This window comes from Aquabacterium sp., from assembly GCF_049274795.1.
Lineage (GTDB): Bacteria > Pseudomonadota > Gammaproteobacteria > Burkholderiales > Burkholderiaceae_C > Aquabacterium.
Genome location: NZ_JBASTH010000122.1, coordinates 70,731 through 87,898, shown reverse-complemented (window position 1 = coordinate 87,898; position 17,168 = coordinate 70,731). Strand labels below are relative to the sequence as shown.

Below are 17,168 nucleotides of genomic sequence, written 5' to 3'. Positions count from 1 at the left end.
CGGCCTGCCGAAAAGCCATTCAATGCGCGCCCCATCCTTGGGAGCCCATCTTGCCGCAAGTCTCCGCAGTACTGGGTCTCGTGTGGCAACTGTCCAGACGATACACAGGAGTTTCCATGCCATTCTTGCAGCAGTTCAAGGTGGGCACCAAGCTCGCCTTGGGGTTCGGTGCCGTCCTGTCCGCCATCCTGGTGGTGGCGGCGTTCTCGATCTACCAGCTGTCGGTGATCAGCGACCGCTCTCAGGAGATCGCCACCGGGCACCTGTCCGGTGTGCGCGATGCACTGTTGATCAGCGAATCGGCCACCCGCTATCGCGTGCGTGAGTATCGCCTGGCCATGACCCCGCCCGAGGAGATCGAGAAGGTCGCCCAGCGCATGGAACTGGCCGTCGAGGCCGTGGACAAACACCGCAAGAGCTACGAAGCGTCGATCTCGGACAGCGAAGAGCGAGGCCTGTACGACGAGTTCGTCAAGCGCTGGGACATCTACCGCGCCACCAGCCAGTCGATGAAGTCCAAGCTGCAATTGGGTGACCGTGAAGGCGCGATGGCGGTGATGACCACCGACAGCCTCAAGACCTTCGACGCCGTGGTCGAGGCGCTCAAGGCCATGAGTGAGTACAACGACAAGGCTGCCCAGAGCGCCAGCGACGAGGCCGCTGCCATGGCCGCACGTGCCCGCAACCTGATCATCGGCGTGGTGGTGATTGCCCTGCTGCTGGGGGTGGGGTTGAGCATCAGCATTTCGCGTGCTGTGACCCGTCCGCTGAACGGGGCGCTCACGCTGGCCGAGGCCGTGTCGGAGGGCGACCTGACCCATGACCTGCAGGCCAAGGGCGACGACGAACTGGCCAAGCTGACCCGTGCCCTGGGCAAGATGGTGCTGCAGCTGCGCTCGGTGGTGGGCGAGGTGCGCGGTGGCGTGAACGCCGTGTCCATGGCCTCGGGTGAAATCGCCTCTGGCAGCCACAACCTGTCTTCACGCACGGAAGAAGCCTCCGCCAGCCTGCAGGAAACGGCGTCGGCCATGGAAGAACTCACCGGCACCATGAGCCACGCGGCCGACACGGCGCAGCAGGCCAATCAGTTGGCCGCCCACGCGACGGGCTCGGCCCAGCGTGGTGGCGAGGTGGTCTCGCGCGTGGTGCACAACATGGGCCAGATCACTGATTCGTCGCGCAAGATCTCCGACATCATCGGTGTGATCGACGGCATTGCCTTCCAGACCAACATCCTGGCCTTGAACGCGGCGGTGGAAGCCGCCCGTGCGGGCGAGCAGGGCCGCGGCTTCGCCGTGGTGGCTGGCGAGGTGCGCACCCTGGCCCAGCGCAGCGCGCAGGCCGCCAAGGAGATCAAGCAACTGATCACCGAGTCGGTCGAGACCGTGGAATCCGGCTCCCGCCTGGTGAAAGATGCCGGCCAGGTGATGGAGGAGATCGTCTCCAGCGTTCAACGTGTGACCGACCTGATGGGCGAACTGGCCGCGGCCTCGTCCGAGCAGAAGAACGGCATCGGCCAGATCAACATCGCGGTCACCCAGCTGGACCAGGTCACGCAGCAGAACGCCGCATTGGTCGAAGAGACCGCCGCTGCGGCCTCCTCGCTGAGCGATCAGGCCAACCGCCTGCGCACCGTGGTGTCCGTCTTCAAGGTGGGCGTGGGTGATGGTGCCGACAACGGCCTGGCCGACACGATCACCAAGCAGGTGATCCATCGCGCCAAGAGCCCGACGCCCAGGGCGCCCGCCGTCGTGGCGGCCAAGCCTGCCGCCGTGGCCGCGGTGAGCAACCGACCCGCCAGTATGGCTGCGGCCTTGCCCCCGGCACCGCCCTCGGCTGCCACGGCTGCCAGCTCGGACGACTGGGAAACCTTCTGATCGGCAAGCAGCCCTGGTGACAGCCACCTGCACGGCCCGCCTGATGTGTCAGTCGGGCCGTGTTGTCTTTCCCGCACCATGGGCGAATCCGCGTGCAATTTCATGGCAAAGCTGCTAGAAGATCGGGATAACCCGCGCTCTGGCGCACCGTCCAGCTGACGACGATCCGGTCAGCGATCACAGGGAAGTCGTGTGAGCACGAGTGTTGAGCGCAAGGAGCGATCCGGCTTGGCCAGGCTGCTGGTCACCCGCATCGTGGCGATCATGACGGTGTGCTTCGTCATCTACCAGGTGGCGGCCTATGTGATGGTGTTGCTGCCGCTGTGGAAGGAGCTGGCCCTCAGCCAGATGATGCGGCACACCAGCCACATCGGTGAGCGCCTTTCTACCCTGCGCACGAACACGGAATCCCTGCTGGACATGAGCAGCCAATGGGGGCGCGGCGGCCGTTTGCCGCTGGACGATGTGCGCAGCTTCAATGCGCAGATGATGCCGCTGCTGCGAAGCCATCCGGGCATCTCGTCGGTGGTCCGGGCCAACGGGCAGGGGCGCGAGATCCTGCTGATGCGCCTGCCCGACGGGCGCTGGTACAACCGCCTGAGCGATCCGTCCAGCAAGGGGCGGCTCAAGGAAATGCTGTGGTGGCGTGACGAGCAGACCCTGCTCGAACGCAGGCAGGAGGACACGCCCTACGACGCCAGACAGCGCCCATGGCATCAGACCCAGATGCGCGGCGATGTGCCTGAGGGGGGCAGGCAATGGACAGCGCCCTACCTGTTTGCCTCGGCCAATGAGCCCGGGGTGACAGTGTCCACGCATTGGGCGGGTGAGGGCGGGCAGGGGCGTGAGATTCTCGCCTTCGATGTCACCCTCCGGGCCTTGTCCGTGCTCACGCGCGAGACCGTGGTCGGCCGCAATGGCCGGGTGGGGATCCTGTCGACGGATGGCCGGCTCATCGGCGTGCCGCGCCCGGTTGACCAGGCCACTGCGGTGCCCATGGCGAAGGCCATGTTCCAGCAGCCGGCCGACGTGGGCTTCCCCTATGTGGCGCGGGCCCTGGCCGAATGGCACAAGGCTGGCCGGCCATCCACCATGGAGACGGCTTTCGACATGCAGCGCAAGACCTGGCTCGGGTCGGCCGCCGTGTTGCCGCTGGGCCTGGGCCAGGATGTGGTGGTGATTGGCGTGGCGCCCTTGGAGGATTACCTGGATTTCGGGCCTTCGCGCGTGGCCATGACTTTGCTCATGCTGCTGTTCTCGCTGGTGGCCGCCTCGGTGGGCGTGAGCCTGCTGGCGCACCGCGTGGCCCACAGCCTGCAGTGGCTGGTGCGCGAAAGCAGGCGCCTGGGCGCCATGGACCTGGATCATCCCGTGACGGCGCCCGTGCCTTCGCGCGAGATCGGCGCCCTGGTCGATGCCCAGGAGCACATGCGCGCCATGCTGCTGGAGAGCACCCGAGACCTGGAGGCCAAGGTCGCCGCGCGCACGGCCGAGATCTCGGCGCACGAGCGCGAGCTGGACCAGATGCTGGGTTCCAGCCCCGTGGCGGTCATGATCACCACGCGCCCGGGCAAACTCCTGTTCGCCAACCGGCGCTTCATCGAGCTGTTCAAGATGGGCAATGTGGATCCGACAAGCTTGGCTGTGCCAGAGCTGTACGCGGATCCCGAAGACCGCGAGCGCCTGCTGGCCGCGATGGACCGGGGCGATGCCAACGTCACGATGGAGTTGTCGATGCGCCGCCGCGATGGCGAGGCATTCTGGGCGCTCATCGCCGTTGTGCTGCTGGAAACGGGGCCGGCCGGGCCACGCTTTTGCTCATGGATCTACGACATGTCGCTCAAGCGGGCCGCGATGGAGCAGCTCAGCCAGGCCAAGGACATGGCTGAAAGCGCGGCCCGCATGAAGGCGGATTTCCTGGCCAACATGAGCCACGAGATCCGCACGCCGATGAATGCCATCATCGGCATGACCCACCTCACGCTCAAGACCGATCTCCAGCCCGTCCAGCGCGAGAACATGCGCAAGATCGAGCGGGCCAGCCACCACCTGCTGGGTGTCATCAACGACATCCTCGATTTCTCCAAGATCGAGTCGGGCGGGCTCAAGCTCGAACACGTGCCTTTCGACCTGGACGATGTGCTGGAGGACACCGCCAACCTGGTGGCCTCCAAGGCCCATGCCAAGGGGCTGGAGCTGGTGTTCGACATCGATGACGACGTGCCCAGGCGCCTGTTGGGCGATGCCCTGCGCGTCGGCCAGATCCTGATCAACTACGCCAACAACGCGGTCAAGTTCACCGAGCAGGGCGACATCACCGTCATCATCCGCTGCCAGGAAGAGACCGACGATGTGGTGACGCTGTACTTTGCCGTGCAGGACACCGGCATCGGCCTCACGCCCGAACAGCAAAGCCGCCTGTTCCAGAGCTTCCAGCAGGCCGATTCGACCACCACGCGCCGCTATGGCGGCACCGGCCTGGGCTTGTCCATCTGCAAGCGCCTGGCGGGGCTGATGGGCGGTGAGGTGGGTGTGGACAGCCAGCCTGGCCAGGGCTCCACCTTCTGGTTCAAGGCCCGTTTCGACAAGGATCCGGCGCCTGATCTGCCCAAGGTGCTGGGCGCTGACTGGAGCGCCCGCACGGCCCTGGTGGTCGATGACAACGAGGGCGCCCGGCGTGCCATCGCTGCCTTGTTGCGGCGGGTGGGCCTGAGCGTCACTGAAATGTCTTCAGGCCCCCAGGCGCTGCAATGGTTGAGCGAGCAGGGGGCGGGTGGCCACGTGGTGGATCTGGCCGTCATCGACCGGTTCATGCCGGGCATGGATGGTGTGGCCACCGTGCAGGCCCTTCAGTCGCTGCCCTTGCCCCGCGCACCGAGGCTGCTGATGGTGAGCTCTTCATCCACCCAGGATGACGTGAGCGTTTCGCTGAGCGAGTTGGGCGTTGAAGCCATGCTGCTCAAGCCCGTGACCAGCTCCGTGCTGTTCGATCAGTTGGCGGTCATGATGGGCGGGGCCGTACGCAAGGTGCGCTCCGCACCGCTGGTCGATGTGCCGCCGGAGCTGGCCGCACGCCGCGGGGCCAGCATCCTGCTGGTGGAGGACAACGACGTCAACCAGGACGTGGCGCGCAGCCTGCTGGAAGGCGAGGGCTTTCAGGTGAGCCTGGCAGAGAACGGCCAGGAGGCCGTCGACATGGCCCTGGCCACCCCCTACGACCTGATCCTGATGGACATGCAGATGCCCGTGATGGATGGGCTGCAGGCCACGCGGCAGTTGCGCAGCCATGCGTCGATGGCCGATGTGCCCATCATCGCGATGACCGCCAATGCCCTGGCCGAAGACCGTGCCCAGTGCGCGGCGGCCGGCATGAACGACCATGTGGCCAAACCCATCGAGCCGCGTCTGCTGTTCGACGCGCTGGTGAGGTGGTTGCCCGAACGGACGCAACAACCTGCCGATGCAGCTTTGCCCTCGGCCGAGTCTGGGGAGGCGTCGGCCCTGCCTCTGGCGCTGCGGCGCTTGGAAAACCTGGACGTCGAGGACGGCTTGCGCCGCGTGCTCGGCAAGGAAGATCTCTACCTCAGCATGGTGCGCCGTTTTGCGCACATGCAGCAGGGCACGCCCGCTGCGGTGCGTTCCGCGATCGAGCAGGGGCACTGGGACGATGCCCGGCGTCTGGCGCACACCCTCAAGGGTCTGGCCGGCAACATCGGGGCCAAGGATCTGCAAGCACAGACGACGGCGCTGGAGGCCTTGTTGGCGCAGGCCGCGCCCAGCCCTGTGCTGAGCCAGGCGCTGGATGCGCTGGCGGCCAATGTCACGCGCTTGACGCAGGCGCTTGAAGCCGTGCTGCCAGATGCCCAGCCGCCAGCCGATGCCGAGCCCGGTGTCGATGCTGCGCAGGCTCAGGCGCACCTGGCCCGCCTGGCGTCGCTGCTGGAGGCTGCCGACCCCGAGGCGGTCGAGTTCTTCCAGCAGCACCAGGCGAGCTTCAAGGCCAGCCTGAGCACAGCGGCTTTTGCCTCGCTGGCCACGGCCATCGAGTCGTTCGACTTCGAAGAGGCATTGCAGCATTGCGCCGCGGCGCTCCCACCCCGATGATGAGGCCCACCATGTCCACACCTTTGCTCAGCAAGCCTGTCGTGCTTGTGGTCGATGACACGCCGGAAAACCTCTCGCTCATGAGTGGCCTGCTCAAGGAGCAGTACCAGGTCAAGGTGGCCAACAATGGCGAGCGCGCCTTGCGCCTGGCAGCCAGCACGCCGGCGCCCGATCTGATCCTGCTGGACATCATGATGCCGGAGATGGATGGCTATGCCGTGATCCGCCACCTCAAGGCTGAGCCTGCCACGCGCGATATCCCCGTGATCTTCCTGACGGCGCTGGCCGAGGCCAAGGACGAAGAAGCCGGCCTGCTGCTCGGCGCCATCGACTACATCACCAAACCCGTGAGCCCGCCCATCGTGCTGGCCCGCGTGGCCACGCACCTGCGCCTGAAGGCCGCTGCCGATTTCCTCAAGCACAACAACCAGTACCTGGAGGCCGAGGTGGGGCGGCGCACGCAGGAACTGCAGGCCATCCAGGACGTCACCATCCTGATGCTGGCTTCGCTGGCTGAAACGCGGGACAACGAGACCGGCAACCATATCCGCCGCACGCAGAACTATGTGCGCCGCATGTGCGAGGCATTGCGCACGCACCCGCGCTTTGCCGCCTTCTTGGACGATCAGGTGATCGACCTGCTGTACAAGTCCGCGCCCCTGCACGACATCGGCAAGGTGGGCGTGCCCGATCGCATCCTGCTCAAGCCAGGCCGCCTGACCCCTGAGGAGTTCGAGGTCATGAAGACCCACACGACCCTGGGCCGCGATGCCATCGTGCGGGCAGAGGCCCAACTGGGCCTGCAGGTCGACTTCCTGCAGTTCGCCAAGGAGATCGCCTACAGCCATCAGGAGAAGTGGGATGGTTCGGGCTACCCTGAGGGCCTCAAGGGTGATGAGATCCCGATCTCGGCACGGCTGATGGCCCTGGCCGATGTGTACGACGCCTTGATCAGCCGGCGCGTCTACAAGCCGGCGATGGCGCATGAGCAGGCGCTGGAGATCATCCAGGCCGGCAGGGCCAGCCACTTCGATCCCGATGTGGTCGATGCCTTCATGGGCTGCCACGAGGACTTCCGGCAGATTGCCCTGCGCTTCACCGACTCCGACCACGATCTGGCGCAGGCCCAGGAGCGTCAGGTGCGCGACTTGCCAGCACAGACGCCGGGCTGAACCGGCGCTGAGCACCCACGGCAGGCGCTCGGGGAACCTTTCAAGTCAGGCTCTACACTGACACGAAGCTCTTCGACCTCCAGGCCTGCGGCCTTTCATGTGCTCATGACCTTCGAACAACATCTCTTTGCGGGACGCGAGCGGCGCGTCACCCCGTTCCGATCAAGTGCCATGCTGCTGTCCGCCATCGGGGTGGCCTGCATGCTGGCGATGGCCTCGCATCCTGTGCTGGCCGCCACACAGTCACCTGCCGCCAAGGCGGTCAAACCCTCCGCCAAGGCAGCGCAGGGCCCGGTGGCCATCACGAGTGTGGAAGGCGTCTCCGAGTACCGCCTGCCCAACGGCCTGCAGGTGCTGCTGGTGCCGGACGATGCCAAGCCCACCACGCTGGTCAACATGACCTACCGCGTGGGCTCGCGCTACGAAAGCTATGGCGAGACCGGCATGGCCCACCTGCTGGAGCACCTGCTGTTCAAGGGCTCGCCCCGGCACCCGCAGGTGTGGGCGGAGTTCAGCAAGCGCGGCCTCAGCGCCAATGGCTCCACCACCTTCGACCGCACCAACTACTTCGCCAGCTTTGCCGCCAACGACGACAACCTGCGCTGGTACCTGCAATGGCAGGCCGATGCGATGGTCAACAGCTTCATCGCCCGCAAGGACCTCGATTCCGAGATGACCGTGGTGCGCAACGAGATGGAGATGGGCGAGAACAGCCCGGGCCGCATCCTGTTCGAAAAGACCCTGGCCGGCATGTACCAGTGGCACAACTATGGCAAGTCGACCATCGGCGCACGCACCGATGTCGAAGGCGTCGATATCACACGCCTGCAGGCCTTCTACAAGAAGTACTACCAGCCGGACAACGCCACGCTGATCATCACCGGCAAGTTCGACCAAGCCAAGGTGCTGGCCTGGGTGCGTGAGTTCTTCGGCTCGCTGCCACGCCCGAAGGTCGGGCCGGCACCCATGTACACGCTGGATCCTGTGCAGGACGGCGAGCGCAGCGTCACCTTGCGCCGCGTGGGTGGCGTGCCGCTGCTGTACGCGGGTTACCACATTGCGCCAGCCGCCGCGCCGGACTACGCCGCGGTCGATCTCATCAACCTGATCCTGGGCGACACGCCCTCTGGTCGCCTGCACAAGCATCTCACCGAGAAGCAACTGGCCGCGTCGGTGTTCGCGTTCTCGGAAGGGCTGGCCGATCCCGGCTTCATGATCCTGGGCGCGCAGTTGGGCCCGGGGCAGGACATGGCGCAGGCCCGCGATGCCTTGACGAAGGCGGTGGAATCCTTCGGCAGCGAGCCCATCACCGCTGACGAACTGGAGCGCGCGCGCGCCAAGTGGCTCAAATCCTGGGACATGGCCTTTGCCGATCCGCAGCAGATAGGCGCGGGGCTGTCCGAGTCGGTATCGCAGGGCGACTGGCGCCTGTTCTTCCTGATCCGCGACCGCATCAAGGCGATCTCGCTGGCCGATGTGCAGCGGGTGGCGGGCCAGGTGCTGGTGTCGTCCAACCGAACCCTGGGCGAGTACATCCCCACGGCATCGCCAGCGCGCGCGCCTGTGCCGGCTCGCGTGGACGTGGCCGCGCAGTTCAAGGACTTCAAGCCCTCGGCCCAGGTGGCCCAGGTGGAAGCCTTCGATGCCAGCCCGGCCAACATCGATGCACGCACGCAGCGCTTCTCGCTGGCGCCGGGCCTCAAGGTGGCCTTCTTGCCCAAGGCGAGCCGTGGCCAGGCGGTCAAGGCGGTGCTGAGCCTGCGCTTTGGCACCGAGACATCGCTCAAGGGCTGGGGCGAAGCGCCCACGGCCCTGGCCGAGTTGCTCGACAAGGGGGGCGCCGGGCTGAGCCGCCAGCAGGTGCAGGATCGGCTGGATGCCTTGCAATCAGAAGTGTCCTTCAGCGGCGGAGATGGCCAGCTCATCGTGAACATCGATTCACGCCGTGAGCACCTGCCTGCCGTGATCCAGTTGGTGGGGCAATTGCTCAAGCAACCCACCTTGCCACCGGAGGTGCTGGAAGAGGTGCGTCGCCAGGCCCTGTCCATGGTGACCAGCCAGCGCAAGGAACCGGGTGCCGTGGTGGCCAATGCCCTGGCGCGCCACGGCAACCCTTATCGCCCGGGTGATGTGCGCTATGCGCGCACCTTCGACGAGATCGAGGCCGACTGGACATCGGTGTCGATCGAGCGGGTCAAGGCCTACCACGACAAGTTCCTGAGCGCATCGCACGCGGAGTTCGCCGCGGTGGGTGATTTCGACCCGACGGCCTTGCGCAGTGCCTTGACCAAGGCATTCGAGGGCTGGCGCTCTGATGAGCCCTATGCCCGCGTGCCTGATCCCCTGGTGCCTGTGTCACCCACGCGCATCGTGCTGTCTACACCGGACAAGCAAAACGCCACCCTGACGGTGACGCAGCCCGTGCCCTTGAGCGATCGGGATGCGGATTACCCGGCGCTGACGCTGGCCAATTACCTGCTGGGCTCCGGTGGAGATTCCCGGCTCTGGAATCGAATCCGGGAAAAAGAGGGGCTGTCCTACAGCGTCTACAGCTATGTGGATTGGAATGTGATGGAGCCGCATTCAACCTGGGCAGCCACGGCCATCTTTGCACCGCAGAATCTGGACAAGGTCGAGAAAGCCCTTCAGGAAGAGGTCCGCAAAGCACTGACCGAGGGCTTCACGCAGACCGAGCTGGATGCGGGACGCAAGGGCCTGCTCAATTACCGGCGCCTGTCTCGGGCGCAGGATGGCCGCCTGGCGTCCGCCTGGGCCAACAATCTCTATGTGGGGCGCACCTTCGCAGAATCCGCCCGTGTGGATGCGGCGCTGGAAGCGCTCACGCTGGAGCAGGTCAATGCGGCCTTGCGGCGCTATGTCAAACCCGAGCAGTTCGTGACCGGGGTGGGCGGGGATTTCAAGGAAACACCGCGACCTTGATGTGATATGTGAGGGGCCCTGGATGACAAAAGCCGCAGCGGGTGCTGCGGCTTTTTCTTTGGGGTACTGCTGACGCAGTACTCGGATGAGATCACGCTCAGATGGCGAAATCTTCGAGCTTCTTGCCGGAAGCCAGGGCGCTGGCGACCCACTTGGGCTGCAGGCCACGACCGGTCCAGGTTTCGTTGGTGGCCGGGTTGCGGTACTTGGGGGCCACCTTGCGGCCGGCGCTGGCCGAGGGGGCCTTGCCAGGCTTGCCACCCAGGTCGGCGGCGGTCAGGCCGTGTTCGGCCATCAGCGACTTGATCTGATTGATCACGCCGGCACGCTCGGTGCGGCGTGCGTCGGACAAAGCCTTTTCCAGCTCAGCTGCTTGTTTTTCCAGAGCGGCCTTTTGGGCCAGGAGATCTTGGTAGGAAGACATCGTGACGATCCTTTTTGAAGTAGCACCTGCATCCGCGTACGCTGGGAAACGATCGAATCAATCAGAGAGTTTCTAATTGAGACCCATGCATCCATCCCAATTCAGGCAATGCATTAGTCTGATGGCCGGCTTGATCGTTTCCGTGAGCGGATTCTATACATGAAGTTTTCGGCGAGGCAATTATATCTTGCAAATTGAAACCACCTGGGAAACCCGATCTCCAGGTGGTTTCAAAATGCATTGCACACAGTGCGTGATTGGGGGTGCGTTACAAATTGAGCCTCTGAGTATTTCAAACGCGAACGAGCGCTGAAACTACCAGCGAGTATTCATTTGACGGAGCGTTTGGCCGCGGCGGACACGGCCTGCCCTAGCTCGATCACAGCGAGGGCGTAATAGCTCGATTGGTTGTAACGCGTGATGACGTAGAAATTGTCCGTGCCTGCCAGGTAAGTGGGCGGGGCGCCGCCGTTGTAAAGCATCACCAGGGCGAGGAGACCTGGGTGCGGGTGTGCCGCAGTCTCCAGCGTGGCACCTGATTTCAGCATCTCGGCGCTGGTGAAACTGGGCACGATATCTGGCTGCAGCAGCATGGCGCGCGCGGTCTCGTCTTCCGGGGGCTGCACGGCATAGTGGGTGGGCAGGCCGCGCTGCCAGCCATGCTGGGCCAGGAAATTGGCCACGCTGCCGATGGCATCGGCCGTGCTGTTGCGCAGGTCGATGTGGCCATCGCCATCGAAATCAACGGCAAAACGGCGGATGGAGCCCGGCATGAACTGCGGCCACCCGATGGCGCCTGCGGATGAGCCCAGTACCTGTGTCGGATCATCCTGCTGCTCGGCGCACAGCTTGAGGAACTGCGCCAGTTCATTTTGGAAATAGGCGCTGCGGTCGCTGCGGCCTTTGGGAAAGTCCAGGCTCAGCGTGGCCAGGGCATCGAGTACGCGCGTGTTGCCGGTGTAGCGGCCATAAATGGTTTCGACACCGATCACTCCCGCGATGATGTCCATGGGCACGCCGTAGGTGTCCTGCGCGCGTTGCAAGGTGGCCCGATGGGCCTTCCAGAAGGCCACGCCGGCGCGGATCCGGATGGGTTCGATGAAGCGTGCACGGTAGGCGGTCCAGTTCTTGGCGCCTGGGTTGGCCGCCGGCATGATCAGGCGGCGCACGGCGTCATTGACCTGGGCGCGGGCGAGGACGGCGGTGGTCCAGGCTGGGTCGAGCTGTTCGCGTTCGGCGATGAGGGCGGCCAGGGCGGCGGCATCTGCGCGGTGTGCGTAGCTGTTGGGGGAGGGATTGACCTCCAGAGGCGTGGCCTGCAGCACAGGCAGCGCTGCGATGGGGCGAGCTTGCGTGGGGGCCTTGCTGGGGATGGATGCAGCACTGGCGGGTGCAGAAGGGGCTGATGCCGCCTGAGGGGCCGCAGGGCCAGCAGGTGCTGGGGCGGTGCTGCCGCAGCCCTGCAAACCGATGGCCAGGGCACTGCATGCCAGGAACATGGCCAGTTTCTGTCGAGCGCGAGGCGAGCGAAGTCTGGAGAGTGGAGAAGGCGGCAAAGGGCGTCGGGCTGAAGTCTCGTGGGTCATGGGTTGGAGTTTGCCCCATGGGGCGATGCCGGGGGCGGGCGTGACAAGGCTTCGATCTGCCGGACCAGGGCAAGCCAGGGCGCAGAGGTACGTGTACGTGGTTCTGCCGGGGGGGGGCCATACCGCAGGGCATCGAGTTGATGCAGCAGACGCAGCAGCGCATCCTGCTGCGCTGTACGGGGCTCTGGCCAGGCCTGAAGCAGGTGCACGCACCAGGCCGATGCCGCGGCGGGCTCGACGCCAGGGGGCGCAGCGACAGCCAGGCGTGATAGCGCCCGGTGGACTCGCCGCAGCGGTTCTTGCCAGGGTTGTCGCGGTGTGCGCTCGCGTGTCCACCAGGCCACGGCGGCAGCTACGCCACCAGCCAGCCCCAAACCCCAGGCCAGGGCCTGCATCAGTGCCTGCAGATCGGGTTGTGGCCAGCCGAGGGACTTGAGCAAGGCCATCTGCTCACCGCGTGAGTACTGCAGAATCCAGACGTTCCAGCGGTTGTCCACCGCGTCCCACAGATCGCGCATGCGGCGCAGTGCGCCAGGGTCAAGCTGGCTTAGGGGGCCGGGCAGACCGACGAACGGTGTGGGGCGGGGCACGCGCTGAACACGTTCCGGGGCAACGGCGGCGGTCGGGTCGGCCCGGACCCAGCCGCGCCCTGGCTGCCAAAATTCTGCCCAGGCGTGGGCGCTGCTGTTGCGGACGATGTATTGCCCATCGACCGGGTTGAGTTCCGCGCCTTGGTAGCCGGTGACCACGCGGGCAGGCACGCCCATCTCGCGCATCACCACAACGAAGGCAGTTGCGAAGTGTTCGCAGAAGCCCTCGCGCTGGCGTAGCCAGAAGTCGTCTATCAGATGAACTGTGGGCTGCTCGGGCATTCCGGGGGCCAGCGTGTAGCTGTAGCCGGCAGTGCGGATGTGATTCAGCACGGCGTTGGCCAGCAGCAAAGGCGGGGGCTGCATCTGTGGGTCGGGTTGGCGCGCCTGCAGTTGTTGGCGCAATTGAGCGGCCCATGCCCGGGTGCCTGGGTTGTAGCCTTGTGGCAGCGAGGTCCAGTAGCGCTGTTGGTGCTCGTGCAAGGCGTCGGGCCAGTGCCATCGGGGCCAGGCCTGGGCCTGCAGGATCAGTCGCCCATCGCGTCCGCCTTGGCGAGACCAGGTCAGGCCGACACGCTCGATCCGTGTGCGGTTGTCCCCGCCAGCGATCACCCGGGCTGCGCCCGTGCCTTCCAGCAAGGGCAGCACTGGGAGTGCAGTGGGCTCCAGCGTGATCTCATAGGAGGTGGGCGTGCCTTCCAGCACAGGATCTGGTGAGGCTGGGTTGCCGGGGCGCCAGGTCCGGCCGTCGAAACGGTCCAGTGTCGGGCCGCGGAAATACAGCCTTTCCGGCGGCGGGGGCTGGCCGTTGAACCGTACGCGCAAGGCGATAGAGTCGTCCAGGGCCAGCTCGGCGACCTGACCCAGCGCCAAGGTATCTGACAGCCCTGTACGGCCCTTGTTGTCGGAGGGCAGCGCCCACAACGGCCCGAAGCGCGGAAACAGCACGAACAGCACCACCATCAAGGGCAGCCCCCAGGCCATGGCACGCAGGGCATCTCGCCCGACTTCGATGATGGAGGGGCGGCCTAGCGGACGCTGCCCCATGACAAGTGATGTCAACAAGCCCCATACAGCCACCAGCATCAGCACGGCCGTGCCGATGCCCTGGCTGTAGAAAAACTGAGTGAGGATGAGAAAGAAGCCCAGGTACAGGCAGACAAGGCTGTCGCGCCGCGCGCGCAACTCCAGGCATTTCAAGGTGGTGAGCACGACGACCAGCGTGATGCCTGGTTCCCGGCCTATCAGTGTTCGGTAGGTCAGCCAGCTCATGGCCAGCAAGGCGCCGAGCATCAGGGCCAGCAGCCATCGCTTTGGCAAAGGGCCGTCCGTCCAGGCCAGCTTGGCGCGCCAGGCCAGCGCGCTCATGGCGCCGAGGTTGGCCCACCAGGGCAGGCGTCCGGCATGCGGCGCCAGCACCAGGGCCAGCATGCCCAGCAGCCAGAGGGTGTCGCGCCCTTCACGCGTGAGCGATTGCCAACGCTGGCGCAGGTCGTGGCGCCAGGTATCGTGGCGCCAACGCAGGATCATGCGGCCCCCCAGGTGGCCAGGGTGTCCAGGCACTGCTGCAGGTGTTGAGGGCCTTGGGCCGGGCCCAGGGTCCGGTCAGGCAGATGCAGTCCGTAAGGCTGGCCGGAGTCCAGGGCCCGTTGCTCGGCCATCACGAGCCATGAAGCCAGCCGGCTCAGGCGCGCCTCCAGGGGCAGACCTTGGGCATGCTCCCACTCGATCCAGCAGGCCTGGTAGTGGCGTGCTGCAGCTTCGCGGCTGACGGGGGGCAGGCCACTGACCAGGCGGGTGGCGGACTTCTTCCAGGCCACGGCGCGCAGCGTATCGCCACGGCGCCAGGGGCGCAGGCCTTCAGGCACGTCGGCCTGGCGCATCGCGGCGGCAGCTCGTGCATCGCCCTGGACATCGCTGTCGGGCAGGGGCGGGGCATGAGGGTCCAGCGCCGGCCATACCAGCACGCGCTGTCGGGCACGCCAGTAGGCCCAGGCGCGGAACAGGCCCAGCGGGTAGGTGGTGTCCATGCGCAGGCGGGGCAGCTCCAGCCAGCCCCGCTTGGGCGCCGTCAGTGGCACGAGCACGGTGCTCTGGTGTCCGCGGCTCACTTCGCCGGCCACATCGGTGGGGGCTGGGGCATCGTCGTCGGTCAGGGCGCGCAACGACAGTCCGAACCGTCCGCGAGCGAGGGTGGTGGCATCCAGCCGCACCGGCATGGACAGGCTCTGGCCCGCATGCACGCTGACCATGTTGCCCAGCGACAGGCTCAGGCCCCGCAGGTTGGAGTGCGTCAGCCACATGGCCGACAGCCCCACGCCGCCCAGCAGGAAGGCGAGGGCGTAGGCCAGGTTGAGCTGTTCATTGATGGCCGCCAGCAGCAGCACCAGGACCACCGCGGCGTAGCCGATTCCGCCCTTGCTGGGCAGGATGTAGACGTTGCGTTGCGTCAGGGTGATCTGATCCTGGCTGGGGGAGCGCGCGTTGCTCCAGGCCCGCCAGCGACGGCGCCAGCCTGACAGGATGCCTGCGGTCGCCATTGGCTCTGTCCCTCAGTCTCAGGGCACTGGCGTGGCGTCCAGCAGGGCCTGGGCCTGCTGGCTGGCATCGCCCGCGGTGGCATTGGCCACCACCAGGCGGTGTGCCACGGCAGGCACCCACAGGGCCTGCAGGTCTTCGGGGGACACATGCTGGCGACCCTGTAGAAGTGCACGCGCCCTGGACAACCTGAGCAGCGACAGCGCTGCGCGTGGGCTCAAACCCTGCACGCACCAGCGCGGGCTGCGGGTGGCGGCGATGAGGGTCTGCAGGTAGTCGAGCAGGGCATCGGCCACGTGGATGGCGTCCACACGCGCCTGCCAGCCCCGCCATTCATCCAGACTCATCAGGGGCTGGATGGCTTGCAACTCGATGCGCTTGTCCTGCCCCTTGAGCAGGGCCCGCTCGGCATGCGCATCGGGGTAGCCCAGAGACACGCGCAGGGCGAAGCGGTCCAGTTGCGATTCGGGCAGCGGGTGGGTGCCCAGCTGTTCGACCGGATTCTGGGTGGCGATCACGAAGAAGGGATCGGGCAGGCGACGCGTCTGGCCGTCGATGGTGACCTGGCGCTCTTCCATGGCCTCGAGCAGGGCGCTCTGGGTGCGCGGGCCGGCCCGGTTGATCTCGTCGGCCAGCAGCACCTGGGCGAACACGGGGCCAGGGTGGAAGACGAAGCCTTGCCGCTCACGTTCGTAGACGCTCACGCCCAGCAGATCAGAGGGCAGCAGGTCGGCCGTGAACTGCACCCGCGAAAAACTCAGGCCCAGCGAGCGGGCCAGTGCATGGGACAGTGTGGTCTTTCCCACACCGGGGATGTCCTCGATCAAGAGATGGCCATTGGCCAACAGGCAGATCACGCTCAGCTCCACCTGGGGGCGCTTGCCGATCACGATCGTGCTAATCTGGTCCACGAGTTTTTGAAGCATGCAGCCACATTACCCTAAAGAGCCTGCCCTGTAGGCCTGGAGACATCCCATGGCGACCGGTTACTTCACCCATTCCGCGTGTCGTCGCCACGACATGGGTGAGGGCCATCCTGAGTGCCCCCAGCGGCTGTCCGCTATCGACGACCACCTGTTGGCCCAGGGGCTCGATGCGCTGCTGCTGCACAGTGAGCCGCCCGAGGCCACCGTGGACCAGCTCGACAGGGCGCATGACCGCAATTACGTGCTGGGCCTGATCGACCGCTTGCAGCAACTGCAAGCCAGCGGCGAGCAACGCTACTGTGATCCGGACACCCTGGCGATGCCGCATACCTTGCAGGCGGCCCTGCGTGCGGCCGGCGCGGCCATCGCGGCCACCGATGCCGTGATCACCGGCCAGATGGACAACGCCTTCTGCGCGGTCAGGCCGCCTGGGCACCATGCCACCCGCCATGAAACCATGGGGTTCTGCTTCTTCAACAATGTGGCGGTGGGCGTGCGACATGCGCTGGATGTGCATCGCCTGAAGCGCGTGGCCGTGGTCGATTTCGACGTGCACCATGGCAACGGCACCGAAGACATCCTGTGTGACGACGATCGGGTGCTGATGGTGAGCTTCTTCCAGCACCCCCTGTTCCCGTACACGGGCACGCACCCGCTGGGGCGCAACATGGTCAACGTGCCCTTGATGCCGCGGTCGGACGGCTCGTTCGCCCGCGCGGCAGTGACCGACAAGTGGCTGCCGGCGCTGGAGGCCTTCCGTCCCGAGATGATCTTCATCTCGGCGGGCTTCGATGCCCACCGTGATGACGAGTTGGGCGGCCTGCGCCTGCTGGAGGCCGACTACGAATGGATCACCCGCCAGGTGGTCGAGGTGGCTGACCGGTGGTCCAAAGGGCGCATCGTGTCCTGCCTGGAGGGGGGCTACAGCCTGCAGGCCCTGGCGCGCTCCGTCGCGGCGCATTTGCGTGTGCTCACCGGTGCGGCCGGTTGAGTGCGCGTCATGGTTCGCTG

The 17,168-nt window shown here is 65.9% G+C and carries 10 protein-coding genes; 5 read left to right on the top strand and 5 right to left on the bottom strand.

The window, feature by feature from the left end; all coding sequences use genetic code 11:
• Positions 1-116 precede the first annotated feature (116 nt).
• The 4 genes from WAQ08_RS21275 to WAQ08_RS21260 all read left to right on the top strand — a co-directional run bounded on the left by WAQ08_RS21275 (position 117) and on the right by WAQ08_RS21260 (position 10,093).
• The gene (locus WAQ08_RS21275; RefSeq protein ID WP_422194541.1) at positions 117-1,877 is read left to right on the top strand and encodes a methyl-accepting chemotaxis protein; all 1,761 of its coding nucleotides are present in this window, start codon (positions 117-119) and stop codon (positions 1,875-1,877) included.
• A gap of 192 nt (positions 1,878-2,069) precedes the next feature.
• Positions 2,070-5,981, top strand: coding sequence for a response regulator (locus WAQ08_RS21270; RefSeq protein ID WP_422194539.1), 3,912 nt, complete (start codon positions 2,070-2,072; stop codon positions 5,979-5,981).
• Between the two features lie 11 nt (positions 5,982-5,992).
• Positions 5,993-7,153 carry a response regulator gene (locus WAQ08_RS21265; RefSeq protein ID WP_422194537.1) on the top strand — a complete coding sequence of 387 codons (1,161 nt, stop codon included), beginning with the start codon at positions 5,993-5,995 and terminating at the stop codon, positions 7,151-7,153.
• 171 nt (positions 7,154-7,324) lie between these two features.
• Complete coding sequence (locus WAQ08_RS21260; RefSeq protein WP_422194535.1) at positions 7,325-10,093, top strand: M16 family metallopeptidase; 2,769 nt, start codon at positions 7,325-7,327, stop codon at positions 10,091-10,093.
• 97 nt (positions 10,094-10,190) lie between these two features.
• Here WAQ08_RS21260 and WAQ08_RS21255 read toward each other — a convergent pair whose 3' ends face one another.
• The 5 genes from WAQ08_RS21255 to WAQ08_RS21235 all read right to left on the bottom strand — a co-directional run bounded on the left by WAQ08_RS21255 (position 10,191) and on the right by WAQ08_RS21235 (position 16,157).
• Complete coding sequence (locus WAQ08_RS21255) at positions 10,191-10,517, bottom strand: H-NS family nucleoid-associated regulatory protein (RefSeq protein WP_422194533.1); 327 nt, start codon at positions 10,515-10,517, stop codon at positions 10,191-10,193.
• A 329-nt stretch (positions 10,518-10,846) separates the two neighbouring features.
• Positions 10,847-12,016, bottom strand: coding sequence for a lytic murein transglycosylase B (gene mltB / locus WAQ08_RS21250; RefSeq protein WP_422194532.1), 1,170 nt, complete (start codon positions 12,014-12,016; stop codon positions 10,847-10,849).
• Between the two features lie 83 nt (positions 12,017-12,099).
• Positions 12,100-14,223 (bottom strand): transglutaminaseTgpA domain-containing protein, encoded by a 2,124-nt coding sequence (locus WAQ08_RS21245; protein WP_422194530.1) that lies wholly within the window; start codon positions 14,221-14,223, stop codon positions 12,100-12,102.
• Positions 14,220-15,233 (bottom strand): DUF58 domain-containing protein, encoded by a 1,014-nt coding sequence (locus WAQ08_RS21240; RefSeq protein ID WP_422194529.1) that lies wholly within the window; start codon positions 15,231-15,233, stop codon positions 14,220-14,222. Before WAQ08_RS21240 ends, WAQ08_RS21245 begins: the two co-directional genes overlap by 4 nt.
• 18 nt (positions 15,234-15,251) lie before the next feature.
• The gene (locus WAQ08_RS21235; RefSeq protein ID WP_422194527.1) at positions 15,252-16,157 is read right to left on the bottom strand and encodes an AAA family ATPase; all 906 of its coding nucleotides are present in this window, start codon (positions 16,155-16,157) and stop codon (positions 15,252-15,254) included.
• Positions 16,158-16,206: 49 nt separating this feature from the next.
• Here WAQ08_RS21235 and WAQ08_RS21230 point away from each other — a divergent pair, with 49 nt between their 5' ends.
• Entirely contained in the window at positions 16,207-17,148 is a 942-nt protein-coding gene (locus WAQ08_RS21230) for a histone deacetylase family protein (RefSeq protein WP_422194525.1), read from the top strand.
• Positions 17,149-17,168: the final 20 nt, after the last annotated feature.

Excerpts from the sequence above, each read along its gene's own strand:
- WAQ08_RS21260 (WP_422194535.1), top strand. The coding sequence starts at position 7,325 with ATGCTGCTGTCCGCCATCGGGGTGGCCTGCATGCTGGCGATGGCCTCG.
- WAQ08_RS21245 (WP_422194530.1), bottom strand. The coding sequence starts at position 14,223 with ATGATCCTGCGTTGGCGCCACGATACCTGGCGCCACGACCTGCGCCAG.
- WAQ08_RS21275 (WP_422194541.1), top strand. The coding sequence starts at position 117 with ATGCCATTCTTGCAGCAGTTCAAGGTGGGCACCAAGCTCGCCTTGGGG.
- WAQ08_RS21265 (WP_422194537.1), top strand. The coding sequence starts at position 5,993 with ATGTCCACACCTTTGCTCAGCAAGCCTGTCGTGCTTGTGGTCGATGAC.
- WAQ08_RS21240 (WP_422194529.1), bottom strand. The coding sequence starts at position 15,233 with ATGGCGACCGCAGGCATCCTGTCAGGCTGGCGCCGTCGCTGGCGGGCC.
- WAQ08_RS21230 (WP_422194525.1), top strand. The coding sequence starts at position 16,207 with ATGGCGACCGGTTACTTCACCCATTCCGCGTGTCGTCGCCACGACATG.
- WAQ08_RS21255 (WP_422194533.1), bottom strand. The coding sequence starts at position 10,517 with ATGTCTTCCTACCAAGATCTCCTGGCCCAAAAGGCCGCTCTGGAAAAA.
- mltB (WP_422194532.1), bottom strand. The coding sequence starts at position 12,016 with ATGTTCCTGGCATGCAGTGCCCTGGCCATCGGTTTGCAGGGCTGCGGC.
- WAQ08_RS21235 (WP_422194527.1), bottom strand. The coding sequence starts at position 16,157 with ATGCTTCAAAAACTCGTGGACCAGATTAGCACGATCGTGATCGGCAAG.